We start from the raw sequence: 23,300 nt of genomic DNA on the forward strand, positions 1-23,300 counted from the left end.
GCATCACCCTCGACGCCGGCCTCGCCGACACCGTCACCTGGTACCGCGACAACCGCACCTGGTGGGAACCCCTCAAGACCACACCCACCGCATGACCCGACTACTCGTCACCGGCGCCGGCGGGATGCTCGGCCGGGACCTGGTCTCCGTGCTGCACACCCGGTCCGACCTCAAGGTGACCGCGGCCGGCCGCGCCGACCTGGACATCACCGATCCCGCCGCCGTCCGCGAGGCGGTCGTCGAGCACGACATCGTGATCAACACGGCGGCGTGGACCAACGTTGACGGCGCCGAAGCCAACGAGGCGGCAGCCACCGCCGTCAACGGCAACGGCGTGGCGAATCTCGCGTCGGCGTGTGCCGCCAGCGGCGCGCGGCTGATCCAGGTTTCCACCGACTACGTCTTCTCCGGCGACGCGAAGACCCCCTACCCGGAGGACGCCCCCACCGCGCCGATCAACGCCTACGGCCGGGGCAAGCTGGTCGGCGAGCAGGCCGTCGCCCGGCTGCTGCCCGACACCGGGTACGTGGTCCGCACCGCCTGGCTGTACGGCGCGCACGGGCCGAACTTCGTGGCCACCATGCTCCGGCTCGCCGCCCAGCGGGAGCACATCACCGTCGTCGACGACCAGCACGGCCAGCCCACCTGGTCCTACCCGCTCGCCGAGCGGCTCGTCGCACTCGCCGACGCAGCCCTGGAGGGCCGGGCGGCTCCCGGTGTCTACCACAGCACCTGCGCCGGCCAGACAACCAAGTACGGTCTGGCCCGCGCCACGTTCACGTTGGCCGGTCTGGACCCGGACCGGATCCGACCCACCACCAGCGACCGGTATCCTCTTCCTGCTCTCCGTCCGGCGTACAGTGTGCTAGCGCACAGCCGCTGGGCGGCCGCAGGTCTGCCGTCGCTCCCCGACTGGCATGCCACCCTCGTCGACGCGTTCGACTCCCCCGCTCCGCCCGCTCCGTGGAAGGTCGCATGAAGCTCACCCTCGTCACCGGCTTGACCGGCCTGATACTGCTGGCCACGATCGTCGAGCTGCTGCGCCGCCGGCAGCTCCGCGAAAAATACGGCATGCTCTGGCTCGGCGTCCTGGTGATCGTCATCCCCCTGTCGCTCTTCCCCCGCCTGCTGGACAACGTCGCCGAGCTGCTCGGCGTCGCCTCCGGCGTGAGCCTCGTGCTCTTCCTCGGCATCGTCTTCCTGCTGCTGGTGTGCGTGCACCTCAGTTGGGAGGTCAGCGCCCTGGAAGAAGAGACCCGCACGTTGGCAGAAGACTTCGCTCTGCTCCGCACCGAGATCGACGCGGACCGGGCGGCCCGAGACGAACTGGTGCGCACCGATGGTTAACGGCAAGCGGGTTCTGATCATCATCCCGGCGCTCAACGAGTCCGGCTCGATCGCCGACGTGGTCGGCGAGGTCCGCGGTGAGCTGCCCGGCGTGGACGTGATCGTCATCGACGACGGCTCCACCGACCGCACCGCGGCGGTCGCCGCCGCCGCCGGCGCCCTCGTCGCGAAACTGCCCTACAACCTCGGCGTCGGCGGCGCCATGCGGGTGGGCTACCGGTACGCGCGCGACCACGACTACGACGTCGCCATCCAGATCGACGCGGACGGCCAGCACGACCCCCGGTACGTGCCGAAACTCGTCGACCTGCTCGACGAGACCGACCTGGTGATCGGCGCCCGGTTCGCCGGCGAGGGTGACTACAACGTCCGCGGCCCCCGCCGCTGGGCCATGGTCATGCTCTCCGGCGTGCTGTCCCGCGTCGCCCGCACGAAGCTCACCGACACCACCTCCGGGTTCCGGGCGGCCAACCGTCGGGTGATCGAGATGTTCGCCGCCTGGTACCCGGTGGAATACCTGGGTGACACCGTGGAGACGCTCGTGCACACCGCCCGACGCGGCTACACCATCCGCCAGGTGCCGGTGGCCATGCGCAAGCGGATGGCGGGCACCCCCAGCCACTCCCCCGCCAAGGCCATGATCTACCTCGGCCGCGCGTTCGCCGTCCTCACGTTGGCGCTCATTCGCCGGTGATCCGCCGGCTCCTGAGTCTGGTCCCACCGGGCACCGTCGCTGTTGGCGCCGGGCTGGCCCTGCTGGGGCTCGCCTCCTACGTCCACCTGGCGGTCGCCGGGCACAGCCTCAGCGGAGCGGACTACACCTCTCTCTCCGTACTCTGGTCGATCGTCTTCACCCTCGGCATCGGCCTGTTCATGCCGGTCGAGCAGGAGATCGCCCGACTCGTCGCCGCCCGGCACAGCCAGGGCCTTCCCCCCGGGCCGGTACTGGCCCGGGGGGCGGCCCTGGCCGCCGGCCTACTCGCCGCCGTCGTCGCCCTGATCATCGCCGCCCGGGAGACCCTCGCCGACCGGCTCTTCGCCGGCGACAGCGCCATGGTCACCGTCCTGATCGGCTCGCTGGCCGGGCTCGCCGTCGCGCACACCACCCGCGGCGTCCTCTCCGGCCTGCAACTGTTCCCCTGGTACGGCGCCCAACTCGGCATCGACGGCGGCCTGCGCATCGCACTCGTCGCCGTCCTCGGCCTCAACGGCGTCACCAACCCCGTCTGGTACGGCGCGGTGCTGGTCATCGCGCCCGTCGCCGGTGCCATCCTCACCGCGCCACCGGTCCTGCGGACCATCGGCGGCGGCGCCCCCGTGGCCTGGGCGGCCCTCCTGCGCGGCCTCGGCCTCCTCACCGCCTCCAGCCTGCTCGCCCAGGTCGTGGTCAACATCGGCGTGATCAACGTGAAGGTGCTCGACCCGTCCGACGTGGCAACCGCCGGCGCGCTGCTCTCCGCGCTGGTGCTGGTCCGGATCCCCCTGTTCGTCTTCGCCTCGCTGCAGGCATCGCTGCTACCCGGCCTCGCCACCTCGGCCAGCACCGGCGACCTCAGCGGCTTCCACAACCTGCTCCGCCGCGCCCTGGGCATCGTCAGCACCCTCGGCCTCAGCGGCGCCATCCTCGCCGTGCTCCTCGGCCCCTGGCTGGTGCAGACCCTCTTCGACGCGCCCGGCGTCCTCGGCCACGCCGACTTCGCCTGGCTCGCCGTCGCCACCCTCGCCTACCTCTGGGCGATGGTCCTCGGCCAGGCACTGCTCGCCCTCAACCGGCACCGGGCCCAGGCCCTCGCCTGGGCCATCGGCGTGGCCGCACTCGTCGTCGCGACGCTCGCCCCGGTCTCCACCGCGCTGCGCGTCGAGCTCGGCTACGCCATCGGCTCCGTCGTGGTCGCCGCCGTCATGGCCGTGCTGCTGCGCAGCCGCGCCACCACCCCGGCACCCACCCACACCCCGGCCTTCGAGGCCGCCACGCCTGGCGGGGTCTGATCGGTCTCACACTCCGAGCACCCAGGTCACGCTGACCTGCGGCGCTCGGGGTGCCGCGGCCGCAGCCCGGTGCTGGACATGCCGCGGCGGGCGGCCATGACACCCAGCCGCCCGCCGCGTCGACCGCTGCTACTTGCCGTCCGCCGGCTTGTCCTCCAGGTCGGCGGACGCCGCCGACGTCGTCGGCTTGTGCGACTCCGTGGTGGGCTGCGCCGGAGTGTCCGGCCCACCCGCCTCCGCCGGCTGCTCGCCGGCGGACACATCGCCGTCCAACAACGCGGTCAGCGCCGCACCGGTGATCCGGCGGAATGTACGCCCCACGCGGTGGCGGTCCAACACCGCCACCTCCAACTGGTTGGCGGCGATCGTCCGGGCGGCACCGCCCTCACCGCCAACCGTGCTCAACGCCTGCACCGCAACCCGGGCCGCCTCGCCGAGAGACATGTCCGCGCGGTGCTGCGACTTCAGCACCCCGGTGATCGCCTCGGCCTGGCCACCCATGGCCATCCGCCCCGGCTCGTCGTTGACCGAGCCGTCGTACGTCAGCCGGTACAACTCGTCGTCCTCCGCGGTCGCCCCGACCTCCGCCACGCAGATCTCCACCTCGAACGGCTTCGACTGCTCGGTGAAGATCGCACCCAGTGTCTGCGCGAACGCGTTGGCCAGGGCCCGCCCGGTGACGTCACGCCGGTCGTAGCTGAGCCCGTTCAGGTCGGCCATCCGCACACCGGCACGGCGCAGATTCTCGAACTCGTTGTACCGACCGACCGCGGCGAACCCGATCCGGTCGTAGATCTCGCTGACCTTGTGCAGGGCGCTGGAGAGGTTCTCCGCGACGAAGAGCACCCCGCCGGAATAGCTGAGGACCACCGCGCTGCGACCCCGAGCGATGCCCTTGCGGGCCAACTCGGAGCGGTCGCGCATGATCTGTTCGGGCGAGGCGTAGAACTGCATGGCCACGGCGGCGGTTCTCCTTACGGCGCGGTGCTGACGACAGCTGACTGGTGGGGGTGGACGGGGCTCACCCGCCCGGGTTCTCCATCCGACCGGCGACCACGCCCTCGGCGATCGCCGCCGTCTCGGCGTCGGTCAACCGGCGGGTGCCCTCGGCGGTAGCGGTCATCACCACCGGATAGATCCGACGGGTCAGGTCCGGGCCGCCGGTCGCGGTGTCATCGTCCGCCGCGTCGTAGAGCGCCTCGACCGCGAGGCGGGTGGCGTCGTCGACCGACACACCGCTGCGGAAACGCTTCTTCAGCGCCGACTTCGCGAAGAGCGAGCCGGAACCGATGGCGTCGTAGCCGGTCTCCTCGTACGGACCGCCGGTCACGTCGAAACTGAAGATCCGACCGGCCCTCGCCGGGTCGGCGGCCGCCAGGTCGAACCCGGCGAACAACGGCACCACGGCCAGGCCCTGCATGGCCGCACCCAGGTTGCCCCGGATCATCGACGCCAACCGGTTGGCCTTGCCGTCGAGCGAGAGCATCGCGCCCTCGATCTTCTCGTAGTGCTCCAGCTCCACCTGGAACAGTCGCATCAGCTCGATGCCGATGCCCGCCGTGCCCGCGATCCCCACCAGGGAGTACGCATCGGCCGGGTGCACCTTCTCGATGTCGCGCTGGGCGATCAGGTTGCCCATGGTGGCCCGCCGGTCGCCGGCCATCACCACGCCACCGGCGGCCGAGATGGCCACGATGGTGGTCGCGTGCGGCGCCAGGTCCGCTGCCATGCCCGGCGGCAGCGGCCGCCGACCGGGCAGCATCTCGGGGGCCGCCCGACTCAGGAACGTCGTGAAGGAGGACGTCCCCGCGTTGGTGAACACATCTGGTAGACGCCCGGATGGATCAAAGCCCGCTGCCACGTGGTTCCTCTCAGATACGTGATTGCCCTGGCCAGCCTCATGGGACTGTCACGGAACTGGCCAAGACCACCGTTGCAGTTGAAGCAGAGTATCCCGCGCACCCAACCGGTGCGATGATCGTGGTCCAGATGTTGCGGGTCCGTGCCGCCACAGATCGCACAGACCCCGCCCTGCTCGGCCAGGAGCTCCTGAAACTCCTTCTCCCCGACGCCGTACCGCCGCCGCAGGTGGTATTCGCGGTTACCTCCGTACAGCCGCTCTTTCGTCTCTCTGGTCCTGGTGTTGTGGCAGGGCTTGCAGTAGGTGCCATAACCGGAGGTGTCCGCCCGGTTACGGGGGAAGGCATCGAACGGCTTGACCGCATCGCAGGTCGGGCAGAACTTGTGACCCTCGGGCACGACGCGACCTTCGCGCACCTCGCGGTCGAACTTTGCCTTCACCCGACGCGCGTAACTTGCCTTGGACCGCTCGTTGAAGCAGGGCTTGCAGTAGCTGCCCCGCCCACCCGGCCGCTTGGAGCTCGCACAGAACTGATCGAGCGTCTTCCATTCGCTGCAATCTCGGCAGCGACGAAGTCCGTCTCGATCGTCGTTCGCTCTAGGCATGTCCGAATTGACCCTATATGCTCACTGACCTCCTTTTTGCACGTAGCCCCTCACGAACTCCTCTGCATTTTCTTCGAGAACGGAGTCGATCTCGTCGAGGAGGTCGTCGACGTCCTCGGTGATCTCGGCGTGCCGCTCGGCCACCTCGGGGTTGGCCTCGGTGGTGACGTCCTCGATTTCCTCGCCCTGACGGGACTTGCCGGACTGCGACTGGCCGCCGCTGTCATGAGTGGCCACTGCTGCCTCCTCCACGATCGTCTGCGATGAACTTACCTCGCGCGGGCGACGAAAAGCCCGCCGCGCGCCGGCTTACGGCACGCGACGGGCATAAGGACGTGCGTTCAGCCGCCGGTCAACGTCTCCAGCAGATCCTTGGCGCTGGCGCAACGGTCGAACAGCGCCCCCACATGCGCGCGCGTGCCGCGCTCCGGCTCCATCATCGGCACCCGGACCAGCGACTCGCGGCCCACGTCGAAGATCACCGAGTCCCAGCTCGCGGCGACGACCTCGGAGGCGTACTGGGCCAGACAGCGGCCCCGGAAGTAGGCCCGGGTGTCCTCCGGCGGCTCGGTCATCGCGGTGCGTGTCTCGTCGTCGGTGAGCAGCGTCTTCATCGCCTTCCGGGTGACCAGGCGGTGGTAGAGGCCCTTCTCCGGCCGGACGTCGGAATACTGTAGGTCGACGAGCTGGAGCTTGTGCGAGCCCCAGCCGAGCTTCTCCCGCTCGCGGTAACCCTCGAGCAGCCGCAGCTTGGCCACCCAGTCCAGCTCGTCGACGCAGAGCATCGGGTCGCGGCCGAGCCGGTCAAGGACGCTCTCCCAGCGGTCGAGCACGTCGACGGTCTGCTCGTCGGCGTCGGTGCCGTAGCGGTCGTCGACAAAGGACCGGGCCCGTTCCAGGTACGCCCATTGCAGGTCCAGTGCGGTGAGCCGGCGACCGTCGCGCAGTCGCATGAGGTGCGACAGGCCGGGGTCGTGGCTGACCGCGCGCAACTCGCTGACCGGGTCGGCGATGCCGAGGTCGGGACCGAGCGCCTTCTCCTCGATCATGTTGAGGATCAGCGCGGTGGTGCCGACCTTGAGGTAGGTGGAGATTTCGGAGAGGTTGGCGTCGCCGATGATGACGTGCAGCCGGCGGTATTTGTCGGCGTCGGCGTGTGGCTCGTCGCGGGTGTTGATGATCGGCCGCTTGAGTGTGGTCTCCAGTCCCACCTCGACCTCGAAGAAGTCGGCGCGCTGGGAGATCTGGAAGCCGCTCTGCCCACCGTCCTGGCCGATGCCGACCCGGCCGGCGCCGCAGACGATCTGGCGGGTGACGAAGAACGGCGTCAGGTACGCCACGATGTCGGCGAACGGGGTCTGCCGACGCATCAGGTAGTTTTCGTGGGCGCCGTAGCTGGCGCCCTTGTTGTCGGTGTTGTTCTTGTAGAGGTGGATCGGCTGGCTGCCCGGGATGGTGGCGGCGCGGCGGGACGCCTCGGCCATCACCCGCTCGCCGGCCTTGTCCCACCGCACGATGTCGCGTGGGGTGGTGACCTCCGGGGTGGAGTATTCGGGGTGGGCGTGGTCGACGTAGAGACGTGCACCGTTGGTGAGTATCACGTTGGCCAGGCCGAGATCCTCGTCGGCCAGTGCCTCGGCGGGGTCGTAGGCGGCCCCGGAGTAGGTGAAACCGCGGGCGTCGCGCAGCGGCGACTCTTCCTCGTAGTCCCAGCGGGCTCGACCGCCCCGGTTGAGCTCGGGGCGTGCCCCGTAGGCGTTGACCACCTGTGATGAGGTGACCATCGGGTTGGCTCCGGCCTGTCCGGGCACGGAGATACCGTACTCGACCTCGGTGCCCATGATCCGTCTTACGCTCATCGATCTACCCGCTTCGCTCGCCCGACCCGGTCCCCCGTCATGTCGAGCGTAGTCCGACTGTTCGGGGACGGGGGCACGCCGGTGCGAGCGGGTTACGGGTGTCGTCGCGGTGGCGGCGCGCTCAGTACTTGATGATCATCGGCACGGTGGTGACGCGTGACCGCAGTTCGGGGTATCTGGTGAGCAGACTGTCGACACGTCCCTGCGCGGCCGGGTCGCTGACCAGCAGTCGGATCGGACCGGACGTTTCGCGCATTATCTTGCGGGTGCGCTCGGGTTCCTCGAACACGGGCAGGTAGATGGCCTGTTCGGTCTGCGCGGTGCTGGCCTGCAGCGCGGACAGGCAGATCGATTCGGCGTAACCGCGGTAGGCGGTGCGGTCCAGCACGACGGTGACGGTGCCCTGCTGGACGGGGTGACGGCGGTATGCGGCCGCGCAGACCCGAGCCACCCTCGACGGCTTGTCGACGTTGTGCTGGACCAGGAGCCAGGTCCAGCTCTGCTTGTCGACCACGAGCAGGCTGCCGCGCCAACCGGTCAGCCCACAGAGCGTCACGACGGTGAGCACGGCCAGGGCGGCGGCGAGCACGGCTGGGGCGGCGGCGCGGATCCGGTCGCGGCGGTCGGCGCCGGACGGCACGGGCAGCAGCCGGACCAGGGCGGCGGTGCCGACGATGAGCAGGCCGGTGGCGAGGTGGGTGCCCTTCATGAAGTAGTAGGCGGGCTGGACGCCGGTGAGGACGTTGGCCAAGGCGATGGCGAGGGCGAACCCGACCGCCACCAGCACGGCGGCGAGGTGGCGGCGCCAGGCCCGGTCGGCGCGGCGGGCCTGGATCACGAGGGCGATCAGCACGATCGGGGTGAGGCCGAGCAGCGCGCGCCACGCCTCGGCGAGTTCGGGGCCGGCCTTGGCGTCGAGCGCTTCGGTCTGGCTGTCGCCGAGGACGCCGACCAGCAGGGGCAGCGGGGCGAGCAGTGCGGTGACCAGGCCGACGGCGAGCAGCGTCCGGCGGATCTGGGACAGCTCGCGGCGGTGGGCGATGAGCCAGCCGAGGACGAGCAGCCCGGCCGGTGGGAGGAAGAGGTAGTAGGTGAAGCCGATGCCGATGAGCAGGGCGGCCAGCAGCACGAGTTGTTCGCGGTTGCCGGCCAGGGGGCGGACGACCAGGGCGGCCAGCGCGACGGCCAGGGCGAGGCCGAGCACCTCGCTGGGGTAGCCGGCGATCAGCAGGCGGGGCATCTGACTGCCGAGGACGAGCGCCCCGACGACGATGGTCAGGACGCCGCGGTGCAACGGGTGCAGGGGGCCGGGCAGTCGCTGGGCGGCCCAGAAGAGGGTGAGCGTGAGCAGGCCGAAGGTGGCGAGGCACCACCACCCGTAGTGGGTGAGGCTGCTGACCCCACTGGGCGTGCCGGTGGCCGAGCGCAGCTGCGTGTCGAGGAGCGCGGTGGTGAGGTGCCATCCCTGCGGATAGCGGGCGAGCAACGAGACGATGTGGTCGCGGGAGCCGGCCGGGTCGAGGAAGGCGTACCCGCCGAGCCGGCCGATGGCGTCGACGAGGGCGACGTGGCGAAAGTTGTCCTCGCCGAGGGCGAGCAGGCTGAGACGCCCGGCGAGGGTGCCGGCGCGCAGCCAGGGCTGGGCGAGATAGCCGACGGTGGCGGCGGCGGCGATGATCGGCAGCAGGTCGGTCCAGCCCGGACGCGGCAGGGTGGGACGTCGGCCGGTGGCCGCCGCGATGAGGGTGAGCGCCGTCAGCGCGGCGCCGTTGACCGCGACCGGGTGCAGCCCCCATGGCCAGACCGTGAAGAGCAGGCCGGCGACGGTGGTGGTGCCGACGAGCAGCAGAGCGCCGAGCAGCAGGCGGTCGAGCAGGGTCCGGCCACCGCGCAGCAGGCTGGCCGTGGCCAGCAGCACGAGCGGGGGCAGCAGCCAGGTCAGGTGCAGGGGGTACGCCGCGGCGGGGATCAGCCAGGCTGCCGCGAGTGCGATGAGCAGCGAACGGTGGGTGCGGGCGGGCGGCGGGGTGCCCGGGTCGACCGCGGCGCGTGCCGGCGGGACGGTGACGGTGAGCTCGGACGGCACGCGGATCCTCGACGGGTCGATTGAGGGGGGCGCAACAGCGTATCCGGTGCGGTCGAGCGTGTGTGGGGGGCCGGTGTGATCGGCGGGCCCGGGACGCGTCGCGTCCCGGGCCCGCCGGTGTCACCGTTTACTCAGAGGTACTGGCCGGTGTTGCTGGCGGTCTCGATGGACCGCCCGGCCTCGGCGCCCTTGCCGCCGGAGACGAGCGTGCGAATGTAGACGATCCGCTCGCCCTTCTTGCCGGAGATGCGGGCCCAGTCGTCGGGGTTGGTGGTGTTGGGGAGGTCCTCGTTCTCGCGGAACTCGTCGACGCAGGAGTCGAGCAGGTGCTGCAGGCGCAGACCCTTGCGACCGGAGGTGAGGAACTCCTTGATGGCCATCTTCTTGGCCCGGTCGACGATGTTCTGGATCATCGCGCCGGAGTTGAAGTCCTTGAAGTAGAGGACTTCCTTGTCACCGTTGGCGTAGGTGACCTCGAGGAAGCGGTTCTCCTCGGTTTCGGAGTACATCCGCAGCACCACGGCGTCGATCATCGCCGCGACGGTGGCCTGGGGGTCGGCCGCGTGCTCGGCCAGGTCATCCGGGTGCAGGGGCAGCCCGGCGAGGATGTACTTGGAGAAGATGTCCTTGGCCGCTTCGGCGTCCGGTCGCTCGATCTTGATTTTCACGTCGAGCCGACCGGGGCGCAGGATGGCCGGGTCGATCATGTCTTCCCGGTTGGAGGCGCCGATGACGATGACGTTCTCCAGCCCCTCCACGCCGTCGATCTCGCTGAGCAGCTGCGGGACGATGGTGTTCTCCACGTCGGAGGAGACACCGGAGCCGCGGGTCCGGAAGATCGAGTCCATCTCGTCGAAGAACACGATCACCGGGGTGCCCTCGCCGGCCTTCTCCCGTGCACGCTGGAAGATCAGCCGGATGTGCCGCTCGGTCTCGCCGACGTACTTGTTGAGCAGCTCGGGGCCCTTGATGTTGAGGAAGAAGCTGGTGTGCTTCTCCTTGCCCTGCCGTTCGGCGATCTTCTTGGCCAGCGAGTTGGCCACCGCCTTGGCGATGAGCGTCTTGCCACAGCCGGGCGGGCCGTAGAGCAGGATGCCCTTGGGCGGGCGGAGCTGGTGCTCACGGAACAGGTCCGCGTGCAGGAACGGCAGCTCCACCGCGTCGCGGATCTGCTCGATCTGCGACTGGAGGCCACCGATGTCGCCGTAGTCGACGTCGGGCACCTCCTCCAGGACCAGCTCCTCGACCTCGCTCTTCGGGATCCGCTCGTACGCGTACGCCGAGCGGGGCTCGATCATGAGCGAGTCGCCGGCTCGGATCGCCGAGCCGATGAGGGTCTCGGCGAGGTGCACGATGCGTTCCTCGTCGGAGTGCGAGACCACGAGCGCCCGGTCACCCGGCCCGCCGCCTGGTCCCTCCAGGATCTCCTTGAGCATCACGACCTCACCGACCCGCTCGTAGCCGAACGCGTCGACGATGTTGAGCGCGTCGTTGAGCAGGACCTCCTGGCCACGGCGCAGGTCACCCACGTCGAGCGAGGGTGAGACCGCGACCCGTAGTTTGCGACCGCCGGTGAAGACGTCCACCGAGCCGTCGTCGTGCTTGGCCAGGAAGACACCGTAGCCACTCGGCGGTTGCGCGAGCCGGTCGATCTCTTCCTTGAGCGTCACGATCTGCGTGCGAGCCTCCTTGAGGGTGCTCACCAGCCGGTCGTTGTTCTCGGTCAGCCGCGCCAACTGTGCCTGGGTGGCCGCCAGCCGCTCTTCGAGCTGCCGGACGTGTCGGGGGCTCTCGGTCAACTTACGCCGCACCAGAGCGAGTTCCTCCTGCAGGAACGCGACCTGCGTGGAGAGATCGTGGGCTTCCTTCTCCCACCGTGCGGCGCGCGAGTCCGCGTCGTCGCTGCGTGCTGCCACGTCCCACCTCCCCGGGGGGCTTGAACGTTCTGCCCTAACACTAGCCGCTATGAGGCCGATTCGGTCCCACGCAACACCCTCGTCACCGAACCTTGATCGCCAAGGGTGGCCTGACGGGCCGTTACTGGCGTTCGGGTACCGTCGAAGCGTAGGACGGGAGAACATGGGGGGTGCGCCGGTGACCGAGGTCGCGACCGATCAGCTGCAGGTCTGGGTGGACCAGGATCTGTGCACGGGCGATGGGCTCTGCGTGCAGTACGCGCCGGAGGTTTTCGAGTTCGACATCGACGGCCTGGCGTATGTCAAGGGTGCCGACGGTGAGCTGCGGACGACGCCGGGCAGCCGCGTCGACGTGCCCGAGCACCTGCGGCTCGAGGTGATCGACTCCGCGAAGGAGTGCCCGGGCGACTGCATCCACGTGGTGCGCGGCGACGGTGTCGAGGTCGCCGGTCCGGACGCCGAGGACGGCTGAGCCACCCACCGGCCGGGCCGCGCGGCCCGGCCGGGTCCGGATGGGGTACGCCTCAGAGCATCGGTCGGCCGACCACCGAGGCGACCAGCCGCGCGAATTCCTCCAACCGGGCGATCTGCCCGGCCCCGCCGTCGTCGAGGGTTTTACCGAAGCGCAGCGCGTCGTGTCGTGGTGTGCCGACCATCTCCTCGCTCGGCGGCGCCTCGTCCAGTGAGGTGAGTAGCAGGTAGACGTCGATGCTGTCGACCCGGATCTCGCCGTTCTCGGAACGGTTGAGCCGCCGCCGGCAGCCGACCTCGGTGACGGTGGAGACCGGCACGACCCGCAGCGACGACGTCATCGAGCCCGGTGGGCCCTCCTCCGGCGGCACGTCCTCGCCGTGCCACAGGATCAGCCGGCTGCCGTCGCAGACGACGACCTCCTGCCACACGCCGTTGACCTCGTTGACGAAGCGTTCCAGGGTGAAGCCGAGCACCGATGCGCCGCGCAGCACGCCGCCCAGAGCCTCCAGTGCGACGTCGGGGTCGCGCAGGTAGGCCCGTGCCGCCGATTCCAGATCCTGGTAGGGCGACCAGTCGGGAAAGACCGCGGGGAGGTCACCGCCGCCGTAGCCCGGTCGGCTCATGCCAGCGCCTCCCCCTGCTCGACGGTGCCGGCAGCCAGCTCGATGGTCACGGCCTGCCCATCTCCCCCGTACCGTCGGACTGGGCGTCTGCCGCCACGGCGGCGGCCTGTCGGGCCGCCTCCGCCGCGCGCAGGTCCTGGCGGCGCTGCGCGTACGCCTCGGTGCCCTTGCTGGGCTTGCGGCGGCGCGGCGGCGCGGTGACCCCGGGGGCCAGTTTGCGCGCGGACACCAGGAACGCGGTGTGCGCGATCATCCGGTGGTCCGGCCGGACGGCGAGGCCCTCGGCGTGCCAGTCGCGCACCAGCGACTCCCAGGCGCGCGGCTCGGTCCAGCCGCCGCGCTCGCGCAGCGCCTCCACCAGCTCGGACAGCTGCGGTGTGGTGGCGACGTAGCCGATGAACACCCCGCCGGGGACCAGCGCCCGCTCGACCATGTCGAGAGTTTCCCAGGGGGTCAGCATGTCCAGGATGATCCGGTCGAAGCCGGTCTCCTGACACTGGGCGACGTCACCGACGTGCAGGTGCCACGACGGGTGCGGCCCGTTGAAGAACGCCTCGACGTTGCGCTTGGCGATCTGGGCGAAGTCGTCGCGCAGCTCGAAGGAGTGCAGCTCACCCTCGGTGCCGACGGCCCGCAGCAGGGAGCAGCTCAGCGCGCCGGAGCCGGCGCCGGCCTCGAGGACCTTCGCGCCGGGGAAGATGTCACCCATGGCGACGATCTGCGCCGAGTCCTTCGGGTAGATCACCTGGGCGCCGCGGGGCATGGACAGCACGTAGTCCGACAGGAGCGGCCGCAGGGCGAGGAACGCGGTGCCGCCACCGGCGGTGGTCACCACGCTGCCGTCGGGGAGCCCGATCAGCGTGTCGTGCGCCAGGATGCCGCGGTGGGTGTGGAACTCCTTGCCGGGCTCCAGCGTCACGGTGTGCATCCGCCCCTTGGGGTCGGTCAGCTGGACCCGGTCGCCGGGCCGGAACGGCCCACGGTGCACGGGTGTCAGCGCCGGGGTGGTGGGGTCGGCTCCGACGGTGGAGGGAGTTGCGGTCACGGTGTCATCTTCCGGTTGGGTTCGAGGAGCTGTGCCAGGTCCGCGATGTGCAGAATGCCGACGACATCTTCGCCTGACGTCACCACGTACTGCGCGCCCGGGTGGGCCTGTACGGCCTCCATCACCCGCTCGCCGTCCAGGCCGACCGGCAGCGCGGGAAGTGAGCCCAGCGCGTGGGCGACGGAGTCCACCGCCAACCACGGTCGGCGGTCGACGGGCACCGCGTCGGCGGCGGCCGGGTCGACGAGCGCCACCGGCCGGCCGGTGGAGTCGGTGACCAGCAGGGCCGAGGCGGGCTGCCCACCTTCGGCGCGTCGGCGCTGGGCCTCGGCCAGGGGCGTACCGGTGGCCACCGGCCAGACCGGGCGGGCCAGCCGGGACAGGTCGATCAGCGGGAACCGGCGGCTGACCCGGGCGGCCCGGATGGACTGCCCGGCGCCGCGCCAGAGAGTGATGGCGACCAGCAGCATCAGCGGCAGCGCGAGCGGCGCCAGGTAGTCGGTCACGGTGAGCAGCCCGACCAGGGCGGCGGTGCCGACCGCGACGACCCGGCCGGCCCACCCGGCGACCTCGGTGCCGAGGTGCCGGTCGTGGGTCAGCCCCCACACCGCGGCGCGCAGCGCCCGGCCGCCGTCGAGGGGCAGCCCGGGCAGGCTGTTGAACAGGGCGACGATGACGTTGCTGACGGCGAGTTGGAAGGCGAGTTGGTGCGCCACCGTCCGTTCGGGCAGGGCGAGGGTGGCGGCGACCGCGAGGACGCCGAGCACCGCGGAGACCGCCGGGCCGGCCAGCGAGACCAGCAGGTCGACGCGGGGCGACGGGGCGTCCCGGTCCATCTCGGTGTAGCCGCCGAGCAGTTCCAGGGTGATTCCGCGCACACCGATGCCGTAGCGCCGGGCGGTGAGGGCGTGGCCCAGCTCGTGCAGGAGCACCGAGCCGAGCAGCGACACGACGAACCCGAAGCCGATCAGGTAGCCGCTGATCTGCGGCAGGTCCAGCTGTCGGCGGGCGAACTCGGCGTACAGCACGGCGATGAACACCGCGAGCAGGACCATGGAGCCGTTGAGGTGCAGCGGCACCCCGAACACGCGGCCGACGTTCAGGCCGAGACGCCGATCGGGTCGGCGCGGCGGCCGGGGTGTCTGCTCCATCGCCCAGATGCTACGGACCGTCGCCGTGCGGGGCGGGCGGCGGTCGGTGTCACACCGGTGCCCTAACCTTTGCCGACATGACGGCGGAACCGGTCACCACCTCCCAGCCCTCCTCTCCGGCGCAGGCGCCGCCGACGGTGCGGGCCTCGCTGTCGCCGTCGCGGGCGGCGGATTTCAAGACCTGCCCACTGCTCTACCGGTTCCGTAGCATCGACCGGCTGCCCGAGCGCACCACGATCGAGCAGGCCCGGGGCACGCTTGTGCACGCGGTGCTGGAGCGCCTGTTCGACCTGCCCGCGCAGGGCCGCACACCAGCGGCGGCCGGCGATCTGGTGGCCCCCCAGTGGGACCGGCTGGTCACCGAGCAGCCGGAACTGGCCGCGATCTTCGACGGGGCGGAGCCGGCCGGTCCGGTGGAGTTCCTCCGCTCGGCCGCGGGGCTGTTGGAGGGCTACTTCGCGGTGGAGGACCCGACCCGGCTGGAGCCGGCCGAACGGGAGAGCCTGATCTCGGCGGTGGTCGACGAGGAGTTGCTGATCCGGGGCTATCTCGACCGGCTCGATGTCGCTCCGGACGGCGCGCTGCGGGTGGTCGACTACAAGACCGGGGGCGCGCCACGGGAGGCGTTCGAGGCGCGGGCGCTGTTCCAGCTGAAGTTCTACGCGCTGGTGTTGTGGCGCACCCGGGGGGTGGTGCCCCGGGTGCTGCGGCTGCTCTACCTGCGCGACGCGGAGGTGTTGGACTACACGCCGGACGCCGACGAGTTGCTCCGCTTCGAGCGCACGGTGGTGGCGTTGTGGCGGGCGATCGAGCAGGCCACCGCCCGGCAGGATTTCCGCCCCCGGCCGAGCCGGCTCTGCGACTGGTGCAGCCACCAGGCGCTGTGCCCGAGTTTCGGCGGCACCCCGCCGCCGTTTCCGGTCGCCGCGGCGACCGCCGATCCGCTGCGCGACGCCCGCTCCGCCCCGGTGGTGCCCGGCGCCGACGAGTGAGCGCCTCGCGGCGGGCCGCCCGTGCCCCCGCCGCAAGGTGGGCGGCCGGCCGCCGACCGCGCCCTCGCCGCGAGGCACCGCGGCCCGGCCGACGGGCCCGATCGAAGCGGTGCCGCGTCGGTGGGGACACCGCGGCGGGGTGGCCTCTACCGTGGTCCGCGACGCACCGTCCGGGGTACGCGAGGATGAGCGGTGCGGGCACGGCGTCGGCGGAACGGGAGACGAGATGACGGATCGGGGGGCCTCGGCGCGGCCGGTACGGATCCTGCTCGCCGACGACCAACCGCTGCTGCGCACCGGCTTCCGGATGGTCCTGGGGGCCGAGGGTGACCTGGACGTGGTCGCCGAGGCCGGCGACGGTGTGGAGGCGGTGGAGCTGTCCCGGCGGCTGCTGCCCGACGTCGTGCTGATGGACATCCGGATGCCCCGCATGGACGGGGTGGCCGCGACCCGGGCGATCGTCGACGCCCGGTTGCCGGTGCGGGTGCTGGTGCTCACCACGTTCGACCTGGACGAGTACGTGGTGGGGGCGCTGCGCGCGGGTGCCAGCGGGTTCCTGGCCAAGGACGTGCCCGCCGAGGAGTTGATCGCGGCGATCCGCACGGTGGCCGGCGGGGACGCGGTGGTCGCGCCGCGGATCCTGCGGCGGCTGCTGGAGCGCTTCGCCGACCTGCTGCCCGACCCGGCGGCGACACCCTCGCCGGTGCTCAGCGCGCTGACCGACCGGGAACGCGAGGTGCTGGTGCAGGTGGCGCGGGGGTTGTCCAACGCCGAGATCGCGGCGGTGCTGTCGGTCAGCGAGACCACCGTGAAGACCCACGTCGGGCGCCTGCTGACGAAGCTACGACTGCGGGACCGGGTGCAGGCCGTGGTGCTGGCGTACGAGTCGGGTCTGATCCGCCCACGGGCGTAGCCGGCGTTCGGCGACTACCCCACCGGGCGTACTCGGGAATCCCTCCGTGGGGGGACGGCCTCGTTGCCGTCGTCACCTACCGTGACCGGAGACGGCGCGGCGCTGTTGACCCTCCTGTGACGTGAGGGACCAGAGTCGGGTTCGGCGGCGGCGCCGGTCGTGGGAAAGAGGTCGACCGGCCGTCGGGTCAGGGGCAACCCTGAGCCGGCATCGGGGGCCACCCGCAGCGGGAAATCCGCGCCGGGTCCCCCCGTGGGCGGACGGAACGGGCGTGATCAGCGCCGATGATGGAACAGTCACGCCGGACCATCGGGGGGCGGCGTGAACATACGGACAGACGGAAGAGGTAGATGACGTGACCGCGACGGTAGGCCAGCAGGCGCAGGCCGCGGCCCGGGCGAACGACGTGTGGAAGGTGTACGGCAGCGGCGAGGCTCAGGTCATCGCGCTACGGGGGGTCAGCGCCGAGTTCGAACGTGGCCGGTTCACCGCGATCATGGGGCCGTCCGGTTCGGGTAAGTCGACGCTGATGCACTGCCTCGCCGGCCTGGACTCGGTGACCCGGGGGACGGTGGCGATCGGTGAGACGACAGTCACCGGGCTGGGTGACGCGGGGCTGACGAAGCTGCGCCGCGACAAGGTGGGCTTCATCTTCCAGCAGTTCAACCTGCTGCCCACGCTGACCGCCAAGGAGAACATCCTGCTGCCGCTCTCGATCGCCGGGCGCAAGCCGGACCCGACCTGGTACGACACGGTGATCACCACGGTCGGTCTGAAGGACCGGCTGGACCACCGGCCGGCTCAGCTCTCCGGCGGGCAGCAACAGCGTGTGGCCTGCGCGCGGGCGCTCGTCTCCCGCCCCGAGGTGATCTTCGCGGACGAGCCGACCGGTAACCTGGACTCGCGCTCCGGCGCGGAGGTGCTCAACTTCCTGCGCAACTCGGTCCGCGAGCACGGTCAGACGATCGTGATGGTCACCCACGACCCGACCGCCGCGGCGTACGCCGACCGGGTGGTCTTCCTCGCCGACGGGCAGATCGTCTCGGAGCTGATCGAGCCGACCGCCGAGACGGTGTTGGACACCATGAAGAAGCTGGACACTCCGGCCGAGGTGGGCAACTGATGTTCCGGGCGACAATGAAGAGTCTGCTGGCCCGCAAGGTCCGGCTGATCCTGTCCGGTCTGGCGGTGGTGCTCGGGGTGATGTTCGTCTCCGGTGCCTTCGTGTTGACCGACACGCTGGGTCGCTCGTTCGACTCGGTCTTCGCCGACGGCTACTCCGAGATCGACGTGAACGTCGCGGCGAAGCCGAAGGTGGAGCTCAGCGAGATGGAGGGCGAGCAGACCAACGCCCCGCTGCCCGCCGCCGTGGTGGAACGGGTCAAGCAGGCGCCGGGGGTGGCGTCGGCGACCGGCATCGTCAACGCCGACGGCGCCCGCGTGATCGGCAGCAACGGCAAGGTGGTCACCTCGTTCGGCCCGCCGCAGTTGGGCGAGAACTGGATCGGCGAGACCGAGCTGATGCAGTTGCGGGAGGGCCGCGCGCCGCAGGCCGAGGACGAGATCGTGCTCAACAAGGCGTTGGCCACGACGGCGAAGGTGCAGGTGGGCCAGAAGGTCGGCGTGCTCACCGCGTTCGAGTCGAAGAAGCGCGACTTCACCCTGGTCGGCATCATGGGTTACAGCGGCGACCGGGACTCGATCGGCGGGGTCAACGAGGTCTTCTTCACCACGCCGGTGGCGCAGCGGCTGATGCTCGGCCAGCCGGACACGTTCAGCAGCATCACCGTCAACGCCGCCAGTGGGGTCTCCGACAAGACGCTGCGCGACGACGTGGCCCGCACCCTGGGCCCGGACTTCGAGGTGAAGACCGGTGAGCAGCTGGCCGCGGACGCGGCGGCCAGCTTGAAGGAGGGGCTGTCCTTCTTCAACAAGATCCTGCTCGGCTTCGCCGCGGTGGCGTTGCTGGTCGGCACGTTCCTGATCCTCAACACCTTCTCGATCATCGTCGCGCAGCGCACCCGGGAGTTGGCGCTGATGCGCGCCATCGGGGCCAGCGGCCGGCAGATCATCGGCTCGGTGGTGTTGGAGGCCATCGCGGTGGGCCTGATCGCCTCGGTGCTCGGCCTCGCCGCCGGCATTGGGGTGGGGGCGCTGCTGGCGTTCCTGTTCGGCAAGCTGGCCGGTGGGCTCACCCTGGCCGGGATCGGTGTGCCAGCGGCCGCGGTGATCGGCTCGTTCGCGGTCGGTCTGGTCATCACCGTGGTGGCGGCCCTGCTGCCGGCGCTGCGGGCATCCCGGATCCCGCCGATCGCGGCCATGCAGGACGTGGCCACCCCGGACCGGCCGTTGACCAAGATCACCGTGGCCGGGTCGGTGGTCACCGCCATCGGCGCGGTGCTGCTCTTCCTGGGGCTCAGCGGCAACGCCCGCGGCAGCACGCTGCCCACCATCCTGGGTGGGGTGCTGTTCGCCTTCATCGGTGTGGCGCTGCTGACCCCGTTGATCAGCCGGCCGGTGGTGGGCCTGCTCGGTGCGATCTTCTCCTGGTCGGTGCCGGGCAAGCTGGGCCGGCTCAACTCCGGGCGCAACCCGCGCCGCACGGCGATCACCGCCGCCGCGCTGATGGTCGGCATCGCGCTGGTCACCGGCGTCACGGTGATCCTCGACTCGGCCAAGGGCAGCATCAGCGCCCTCGCCCAGGACACCATCAAGGCCGAGTTGGTGATCTCCGGTCAGCAGGGTGGTCCGCGTCCGCCGAGCTTCGACCCGGGTGTGCTGGACAAGGCCAAGACCCTGCCCGGTGTGCAGTTGGTCGACGGCGAGTACGGCGACATGGCGAAGCTCGACGGCAAGAGCACCTGGGTCGCGGCCAGCAGTGACATCACGTCGCTGCGGCAGATCTTCGGGGCGAAGGCCACCGCCGGTGACATCGACCGGCTCGGGCCGACGCAGATGCTGGCCAGTTCCGACACGGCCACCTCGCGTGGCTGGTCGGTGGGCTCGACGGTCAAGGTGCAGCTGACCCGCGGTGAGGCCCGCACGTACACCGTCAGCGGCATCTACGAGTCGTCCCAGTTGACCAACCCGGTGACGTTGCCGGTGCAGGCCGCGACGGACTTCACCATCCCGCAGCCGATCCAGGGCTTCATCCAGCTCGCCCCCGGTGCCCGGGTCGCCGACGTGCAGCCCCAGGTGGAGACGCTGCTGGCGGACAGCCCCGAGGTGTCGGTGGCCGACCGGGACGCGTTCATCAAGCAGCAGACCGGTCAGCTCGACGGGCTGCTCACGATGATCCAGATCCTGCTGGCCCTGGCCATCGTGATCGCCGTACTCGGCATCATCAACACCCTGGCGCTCTCGGTGCTGGAGCGGACCCGGGAGTTGGGTCTGTTGCGGGCGATCGGCCTGCGCCGGTCGCAGACCATGGGCATGATCACCGTGGAGGCGGTGGTGATCTCCGTGTTCGGCGCGCTGCTGGGCGTGGCGGTCGGCACCGGCCTCGGCGCCGCCGTGGTCGAGGCACTCAAGGACGAGGGGATCACCGACCTGATCCTGCCCTGGGGGCAGATGGGTGTCTTCCTCGGCCTGGCCGCGATCATCGGGGTGGTGGCCGCGGTGCTCCCGGCCATCCGGGCGGCTCGGATCAACGTCCTGGGCGCGATCGCCCACGACTGAGCAGGAAGGAAAAGGGGGCCTCGGCGGACGCCGGGGCCCCCTTTTCCTCGCTAGGCCGCGGCCCGGTCGGCCAGCAGCGCCGCGAGCAGCGCCAGGTCCACGCCGGTCAGGCTCTGCACCTGGTGTACGCCGGCAGTGGGCGCGAGCGCCACCTCCGCCGGTACGGCCAGCACCGCCGCACCCGAGGCGCGTGCGCTGGCCACCCCGGTCGGCGAGTCCTCGATCGCCACGCACCGCTCGATCGGCACACCCAGCAGGCGGGCCGCGGTCAGGTAGGGCTCGGGGTGCGGTTTGGCCGCCACGACCTCGTCGCCCGCGACCACCACGTCGAAGTTGTCCCGGCCCAGGGTGTCCAGGGCGATCTCGACGAGCGCCCGGGGGCTGGAGGTGACAAGCGCGGTGGGGATCCGCGCCGCGCGGACGGCACGCAGCAGCTCGAACGCGCCGGGCTGCCAGGGCAGGCCGCCGCGGAACAACTCCAGGATCCGGGCGTAGATCCACGCTCCGCTGATCTCCGGGTCCCGTTCGGGCTGCCCCAGGTCGTCGTGCAGGAGCCGCATCGACTCCGCCATGCTGGTGCCGATGATCGCCCGGCGGGCGTCCTCGGACAGCTCCCCGCCGTACTCCCGGGCGAGTTCCTCCAACGCGACGTCCCACAGCTTCTCGCTGTCGACAAGCGTGCCGTCCATGTCGAAGAGCACGGCGGCAAGGTGGTGGCTGCTCAGCGGATCCTCCAGGGTCGTGGGCGACACCGGCGATCCTGCCAGGCCCGGGCACCGCCGGTGACCGTGCTGGGCACCGACGTGATCCGGGCAACCCGCTCAGCCCAGGTCGCAGGCCTCCAGGGAACGCTCGTAGCCACGGAAGAACGAGTCGGTGCGCTGCTGCGCGGTGCCGTGCGAGCCCTCCGCGAACCACGGCTGGTCCGGGTCGTCGCCCACGGCCGCCAGCCCCTCTCGGAACTCGTCCAGGTCACCGTCGGCCAGGGTCAGGGCCTTGGCGCGCACCGAGTCGCCGAGGTACGCGCCGGCCATGCAGTCGGCCTGCAACTCCTGCTGGATGGTGAAGCTGTAGTTGATGCCGAGCCGCACCTGGATGCCGTGGGCGTACTCGTGGCCGAGCAGGTAGAACACGAACGCGTCACCGACCTGGCGGAACGCCGCCACCGACCAGGCGACGTCGTACGCGATGAAGTCGCCCCGCGAGCAGTAGACGGCGTTGTTGCGGGGCAGCGGCTCGCCCCCGCAGGACACCTCGCCCGCCCGCTGGTACGGGGTGATCCGCCGGATCGGTTGGAACCGCTGCCCGGACTCCTTGAACTGGGCCGCCCAGTACCGTTCGGCGATCGTCTGCGCGTCGGCGACGTCCTGCTTGAACTCGGCGACGCTCGTGGTGCCGTCGGCCCGGGTGGTGGTCGGCCCCGGGGAGCCCGGCGAACCGGCCGGTGCGGGGCGCTCGCCCTCCGGCTCGGCCAACCCGCCGCCCGCGCAGGCGAGCGACAGCAGGGCCGCGGTCAGCAGGGCCGCCACCGGGCCCCGGGCATCGCGTCCGGACCGTGTGCCCACTGTGCCTCCCCAGACATCCGTGCTCGCGTTGCGCAGTACCCCGACGATACGACCGCCACGCCCACGCACCGGATTCACGCGCGCCGGCTGCGGATGGTTCACCTTGCCGTACAACCATAAGGAGACGGGGCGGGTGAGGAGGATCGTCATGCACGAGCTGGGCAGCCGCCTTCGCCGTCAGCCGGCCCCTCCACACGTCGTGTGGCGTTCGCTGCGCGACCCGTACGAGGTCGCTAGCCGGCCCTGGCTGGAGCTACGTGACGACGAGGTGCCGCCGCGGGTGCTGGCCGGCTACGCCCCCGTACTGCTGATCTGGTCGTCGCTGTGGCCGCACCGGCCGCTGGACCGGGTCCGTTTCGACCTGGCCGCCCACCCGCCCGGCCCGGAGTGCGCGCTGCGGTGGACGCTCACCACCGACGGGGAGGTGCCGAGCGAGAGCACCCTCGGGTACCTGCGGCACCGGCTCAACTACCTGATCAATGACCGGCTCCGCCGTTCCTACGGCCAGTGACTCGTCAGCCGCCGGGCTCCCGGCCGCGCTGCCAGGTGTCGCCCTGGTCGCCGTGCCGCCCACCCCTCCCCCGTTGATCATGGAGTTATAGCCTTCGATGTCGGCGTGTCGGAGCTATAACCTCATGATCAACGCACCGAATCGGGGGTGGGTGGGGTGGGTGGGGTGGGTGGGTGGGTGGGTGGGTGGGGTGGGGGTGGGGTGGTGTCTGGGTGGGGGGTTGGGCTTCGACGTTTCTGGTGAGCGGTGCCGCGGCGGCACCAGAGACAGGAGGGAACACCCGTGAAGTACATGATTTTGCTGTACGGCTCCCAGCAGGACTACGACGTGTTGTCGGGGCGGGCTTCCGACCGGCCGGCGATGTCGGCCGAGCAGGTCGCGGCGATGCACAAGCACATGGAGACGTTCCACCAGGCGCTGGCCGAGTCCGGGGAGTTGGTGGACGCCCAGGGCTTGACCGAGCCCGTGCACGCGCGCCGGGTGCAGGTACGCGAGGGCGCACCCGTGGTCACCGACGGCCCGTACCCGGAGACGCAGGAGGTCCTGGCGGGTTACACGATCGTGGAGTGCGCCAGCTTCGACCGGGCCACCGAGATCGCCGCCGGACTTGTCGACCCCACCGCCCCCGACGGGTACGTGGACGTGCGGCCGGTACTGGAGGGCATCGAGGACCTGGCCGGCTGAC

General features: G+C 70.8%; 23 protein-coding genes. 11 read left to right on the plus strand and 12 right to left on the minus strand.

Annotated features, from left to right (window positions below):
* Positions 1-91 precede the first annotated feature (91 nt).
* Genes rfbD through AB0B57_RS24210 form a run of 4 tightly spaced genes read left to right on the plus strand, consistent with a single transcriptional unit; the run spans position 92 to position 3,336 of the window.
* On the plus strand, positions 92-979 hold the full coding sequence (gene rfbD, locus AB0B57_RS24195) for a dTDP-4-dehydrorhamnose reductase (RefSeq protein ID WP_357073971.1): 888 nt from the start codon (positions 92-94) through the stop codon (positions 977-979).
* Complete coding sequence (locus AB0B57_RS24200; protein WP_357073974.1) at positions 976-1,347, plus strand: DUF2304 domain-containing protein; 372 nt, start codon at positions 976-978, stop codon at positions 1,345-1,347. The genes rfbD and AB0B57_RS24200 overlap by 4 nt, the downstream gene beginning before the upstream one ends.
* Entirely contained in the window at positions 1,340-2,041 is a 702-nt protein-coding gene (locus tag AB0B57_RS24205) for a glycosyltransferase family 2 protein (RefSeq protein ID WP_357073977.1), read from the plus strand. Before AB0B57_RS24200 ends, AB0B57_RS24205 begins: the two co-directional genes overlap by 8 nt.
* Entirely contained in the window at positions 2,038-3,336 is a 1,299-nt protein-coding gene (locus AB0B57_RS24210) for a polysaccharide biosynthesis protein (protein ID WP_357073980.1), read from the plus strand. The genes AB0B57_RS24205 and AB0B57_RS24210 overlap by 4 nt, the downstream gene beginning before the upstream one ends.
* Before the next feature lie 129 nt (positions 3,337-3,465).
* Here AB0B57_RS24210 and prcA read toward each other — a convergent pair whose 3' ends face one another.
* From prcA to arc, 7 genes are all read right to left on the minus strand, one after another.
* Complete coding sequence (gene prcA / locus AB0B57_RS24215; RefSeq protein WP_357073983.1) at positions 3,466-4,296, minus strand: proteasome subunit alpha; 831 nt, start codon at positions 4,294-4,296, stop codon at positions 3,466-3,468.
* Between the two features lie 61 nt (positions 4,297-4,357).
* Complete coding sequence (prcB, locus tag AB0B57_RS24220; protein ID WP_357073986.1) at positions 4,358-5,197, minus strand: proteasome subunit beta; 840 nt, start codon at positions 5,195-5,197, stop codon at positions 4,358-4,360.
* A complete protein-coding gene (locus AB0B57_RS24225; RefSeq protein WP_357073989.1) occupies positions 5,116-5,637 on the minus strand; it encodes an endonuclease VII domain-containing protein in 522 nt (173 codons plus the stop codon). The genes prcB and AB0B57_RS24225 overlap by 82 nt, the downstream gene beginning before the upstream one ends.
* Before the next feature lie 186 nt (positions 5,638-5,823).
* Entirely contained in the window at positions 5,824-6,039 is a 216-nt protein-coding gene (locus tag AB0B57_RS24230) for a ubiquitin-like protein Pup (RefSeq protein ID WP_030332902.1), read from the minus strand.
* A 104-nt stretch (positions 6,040-6,143) separates the two neighbouring features.
* On the minus strand, positions 6,144-7,661 hold the full coding sequence (gene dop, locus AB0B57_RS24235; protein WP_357073992.1) for a depupylase/deamidase Dop: 1,518 nt from the start codon (positions 7,659-7,661) through the stop codon (positions 6,144-6,146).
* Between the two features lie 121 nt (positions 7,662-7,782).
* The gene (locus tag AB0B57_RS24240) at positions 7,783-9,747 is read right to left on the minus strand and encodes a hypothetical protein (protein ID WP_357073994.1); all 1,965 of its coding nucleotides are present in this window, start codon (positions 9,745-9,747) and stop codon (positions 7,783-7,785) included.
* 131 nt (positions 9,748-9,878) lie between these two features.
* The gene (arc, locus tag AB0B57_RS24245) at positions 9,879-11,663 is read right to left on the minus strand and encodes a proteasome ATPase (protein ID WP_357073997.1); all 1,785 of its coding nucleotides are present in this window, start codon (positions 11,661-11,663) and stop codon (positions 9,879-9,881) included.
* A 178-nt stretch (positions 11,664-11,841) separates the two neighbouring features.
* Here arc and AB0B57_RS24250 point away from each other — a divergent pair, with 178 nt between their 5' ends.
* Positions 11,842-12,135 carry a ferredoxin gene (locus tag AB0B57_RS24250; RefSeq protein WP_357074000.1) on the plus strand — a complete coding sequence of 98 codons (294 nt, stop codon included), beginning with the start codon at positions 11,842-11,844 and terminating at the stop codon, positions 12,133-12,135.
* A 52-nt stretch (positions 12,136-12,187) separates the two neighbouring features.
* Here AB0B57_RS24250 and AB0B57_RS24255 read toward each other — a convergent pair whose 3' ends face one another.
* From AB0B57_RS24255 to AB0B57_RS24265, 3 genes are read right to left on the minus strand one after another with little or no spacing between them, the layout of a single operon-like run.
* Positions 12,188-12,760: a hypothetical protein gene (locus tag AB0B57_RS24255; protein ID WP_357074003.1), complete on the minus strand. Its 573-nt coding sequence runs from the start codon at positions 12,758-12,760 to the stop codon at positions 12,188-12,190.
* Positions 12,761-12,806: 46 nt separating this feature from the next.
* The gene (locus AB0B57_RS24260) at positions 12,807-13,757 is read right to left on the minus strand and encodes a tRNA (adenine-N1)-methyltransferase (RefSeq protein WP_357074374.1); all 951 of its coding nucleotides are present in this window, start codon (positions 13,755-13,757) and stop codon (positions 12,807-12,809) included.
* A 44-nt stretch (positions 13,758-13,801) separates the two neighbouring features.
* Positions 13,802-14,956 carry a site-2 protease family protein gene (locus AB0B57_RS24265; RefSeq protein WP_357074006.1) on the minus strand — a complete coding sequence of 385 codons (1,155 nt, stop codon included), beginning with the start codon at positions 14,954-14,956 and terminating at the stop codon, positions 13,802-13,804.
* 77 nt (positions 14,957-15,033) lie between these two features.
* Between AB0B57_RS24265 and AB0B57_RS24270 the strand changes: the two genes are divergently transcribed.
* The 4 genes from AB0B57_RS24270 (at position 15,034) to AB0B57_RS24285 (ending at position 20,539) form a co-directional block, all read left to right on the plus strand.
* Entirely contained in the window at positions 15,034-15,948 is a 915-nt protein-coding gene (locus tag AB0B57_RS24270; protein ID WP_357074009.1) for a PD-(D/E)XK nuclease family protein, read from the plus strand.
* A 226-nt stretch (positions 15,949-16,174) separates the two neighbouring features.
* Entirely contained in the window at positions 16,175-16,861 is a 687-nt protein-coding gene (locus tag AB0B57_RS24275; protein WP_357074013.1) for a response regulator transcription factor, read from the plus strand.
* Positions 16,862-17,216: 355 nt separating this feature from the next.
* Positions 17,217-17,984: an ABC transporter ATP-binding protein gene (locus AB0B57_RS24280; RefSeq protein WP_357074016.1), complete on the plus strand. Its 768-nt coding sequence runs from the start codon at positions 17,217-17,219 to the stop codon at positions 17,982-17,984.
* Positions 17,984-20,539: an ABC transporter permease gene (locus tag AB0B57_RS24285; RefSeq protein WP_357074019.1), complete on the plus strand. Its 2,556-nt coding sequence runs from the start codon at positions 17,984-17,986 to the stop codon at positions 20,537-20,539. Before AB0B57_RS24280 ends, AB0B57_RS24285 begins: the two co-directional genes overlap by 1 nt.
* 50 nt (positions 20,540-20,589) lie before the next feature.
* Here the strand turns inward: AB0B57_RS24285 and AB0B57_RS24290 are convergent, their stop codons facing one another.
* Positions 20,590-21,240, minus strand: a complete 651-nt coding sequence (locus tag AB0B57_RS24290) for an HAD family phosphatase (protein ID WP_357074377.1) — start codon at positions 21,238-21,240, stop codon at positions 20,590-20,592.
* A gap of 120 nt (positions 21,241-21,360) precedes the next feature.
* Positions 21,361-22,104, minus strand: a complete 744-nt coding sequence (locus AB0B57_RS24295; RefSeq protein WP_357074022.1) for a neutral zinc metallopeptidase — start codon at positions 22,102-22,104, stop codon at positions 21,361-21,363.
* 133 nt (positions 22,105-22,237) lie between these two features.
* On the opposite strand from AB0B57_RS24295, the gene AB0B57_RS24300 reads away from it, so the two are divergent.
* Together AB0B57_RS24300 and AB0B57_RS24305 are read left to right on the plus strand one after the other, a co-directional pair.
* Positions 22,238-22,615: a hypothetical protein gene (locus AB0B57_RS24300; protein ID WP_357074025.1), complete on the plus strand. Its 378-nt coding sequence runs from the start codon at positions 22,238-22,240 to the stop codon at positions 22,613-22,615.
* A gap of 291 nt (positions 22,616-22,906) precedes the next feature.
* Positions 22,907-23,299: a YciI family protein gene (locus tag AB0B57_RS24305; protein WP_357074380.1), complete on the plus strand. Its 393-nt coding sequence runs from the start codon at positions 22,907-22,909 to the stop codon at positions 23,297-23,299.
* Position 23,300 lies beyond the last annotated feature (1 nt).

The organism is Micromonospora sp. NPDC049101 (genome assembly GCF_040648675.1).
In the GTDB taxonomy this organism is placed as follows: Bacteria; Actinomycetota; Actinomycetes; order Mycobacteriales; family Micromonosporaceae; genus Micromonospora.

What these genes read in the sequence shown, in the direction of transcription:
- AB0B57_RS24305 (WP_357074380.1), top strand. Translation starts at nt 22,907, where the DNA reads ATGATTTTGCTGTACGGCTCCCAGCAGGACTACGACGTGTTGTCGGGG.
- AB0B57_RS24265 (WP_357074006.1), bottom strand. Translation starts at nt 14,956, where the DNA reads ATGGAGCAGACACCCCGGCCGCCGCGCCGACCCGATCGGCGTCTCGGC.
- rfbD (WP_357073971.1), top strand. Translation starts at nt 92, where the DNA reads ATGACCCGACTACTCGTCACCGGCGCCGGCGGGATGCTCGGCCGGGAC.
- AB0B57_RS24200 (WP_357073974.1), top strand. Translation starts at nt 976, where the DNA reads ATGAAGCTCACCCTCGTCACCGGCTTGACCGGCCTGATACTGCTGGCC.
- dop (WP_357073992.1), bottom strand. Translation starts at nt 7,661, where the DNA reads ATGAGCGTAAGACGGATCATGGGCACCGAGGTCGAGTACGGTATCTCC.
- AB0B57_RS24205 (WP_357073977.1), top strand. Translation starts at nt 1,340, where the DNA reads ATGGTTAACGGCAAGCGGGTTCTGATCATCATCCCGGCGCTCAACGAG.
- AB0B57_RS24270 (WP_357074009.1), top strand. Translation starts at nt 15,034, where the DNA reads ATGACGGCGGAACCGGTCACCACCTCCCAGCCCTCCTCTCCGGCGCAG.
- AB0B57_RS24255 (WP_357074003.1), bottom strand. Translation starts at nt 12,760, where the DNA reads ATGAGCCGACCGGGCTACGGCGGCGGTGACCTCCCCGCGGTCTTTCCC.
- AB0B57_RS24275 (WP_357074013.1), top strand. Translation starts at nt 16,175, where the DNA reads ATGACGGATCGGGGGGCCTCGGCGCGGCCGGTACGGATCCTGCTCGCC.
- AB0B57_RS24285 (WP_357074019.1), top strand. Translation starts at nt 17,984, where the DNA reads ATGTTCCGGGCGACAATGAAGAGTCTGCTGGCCCGCAAGGTCCGGCTG.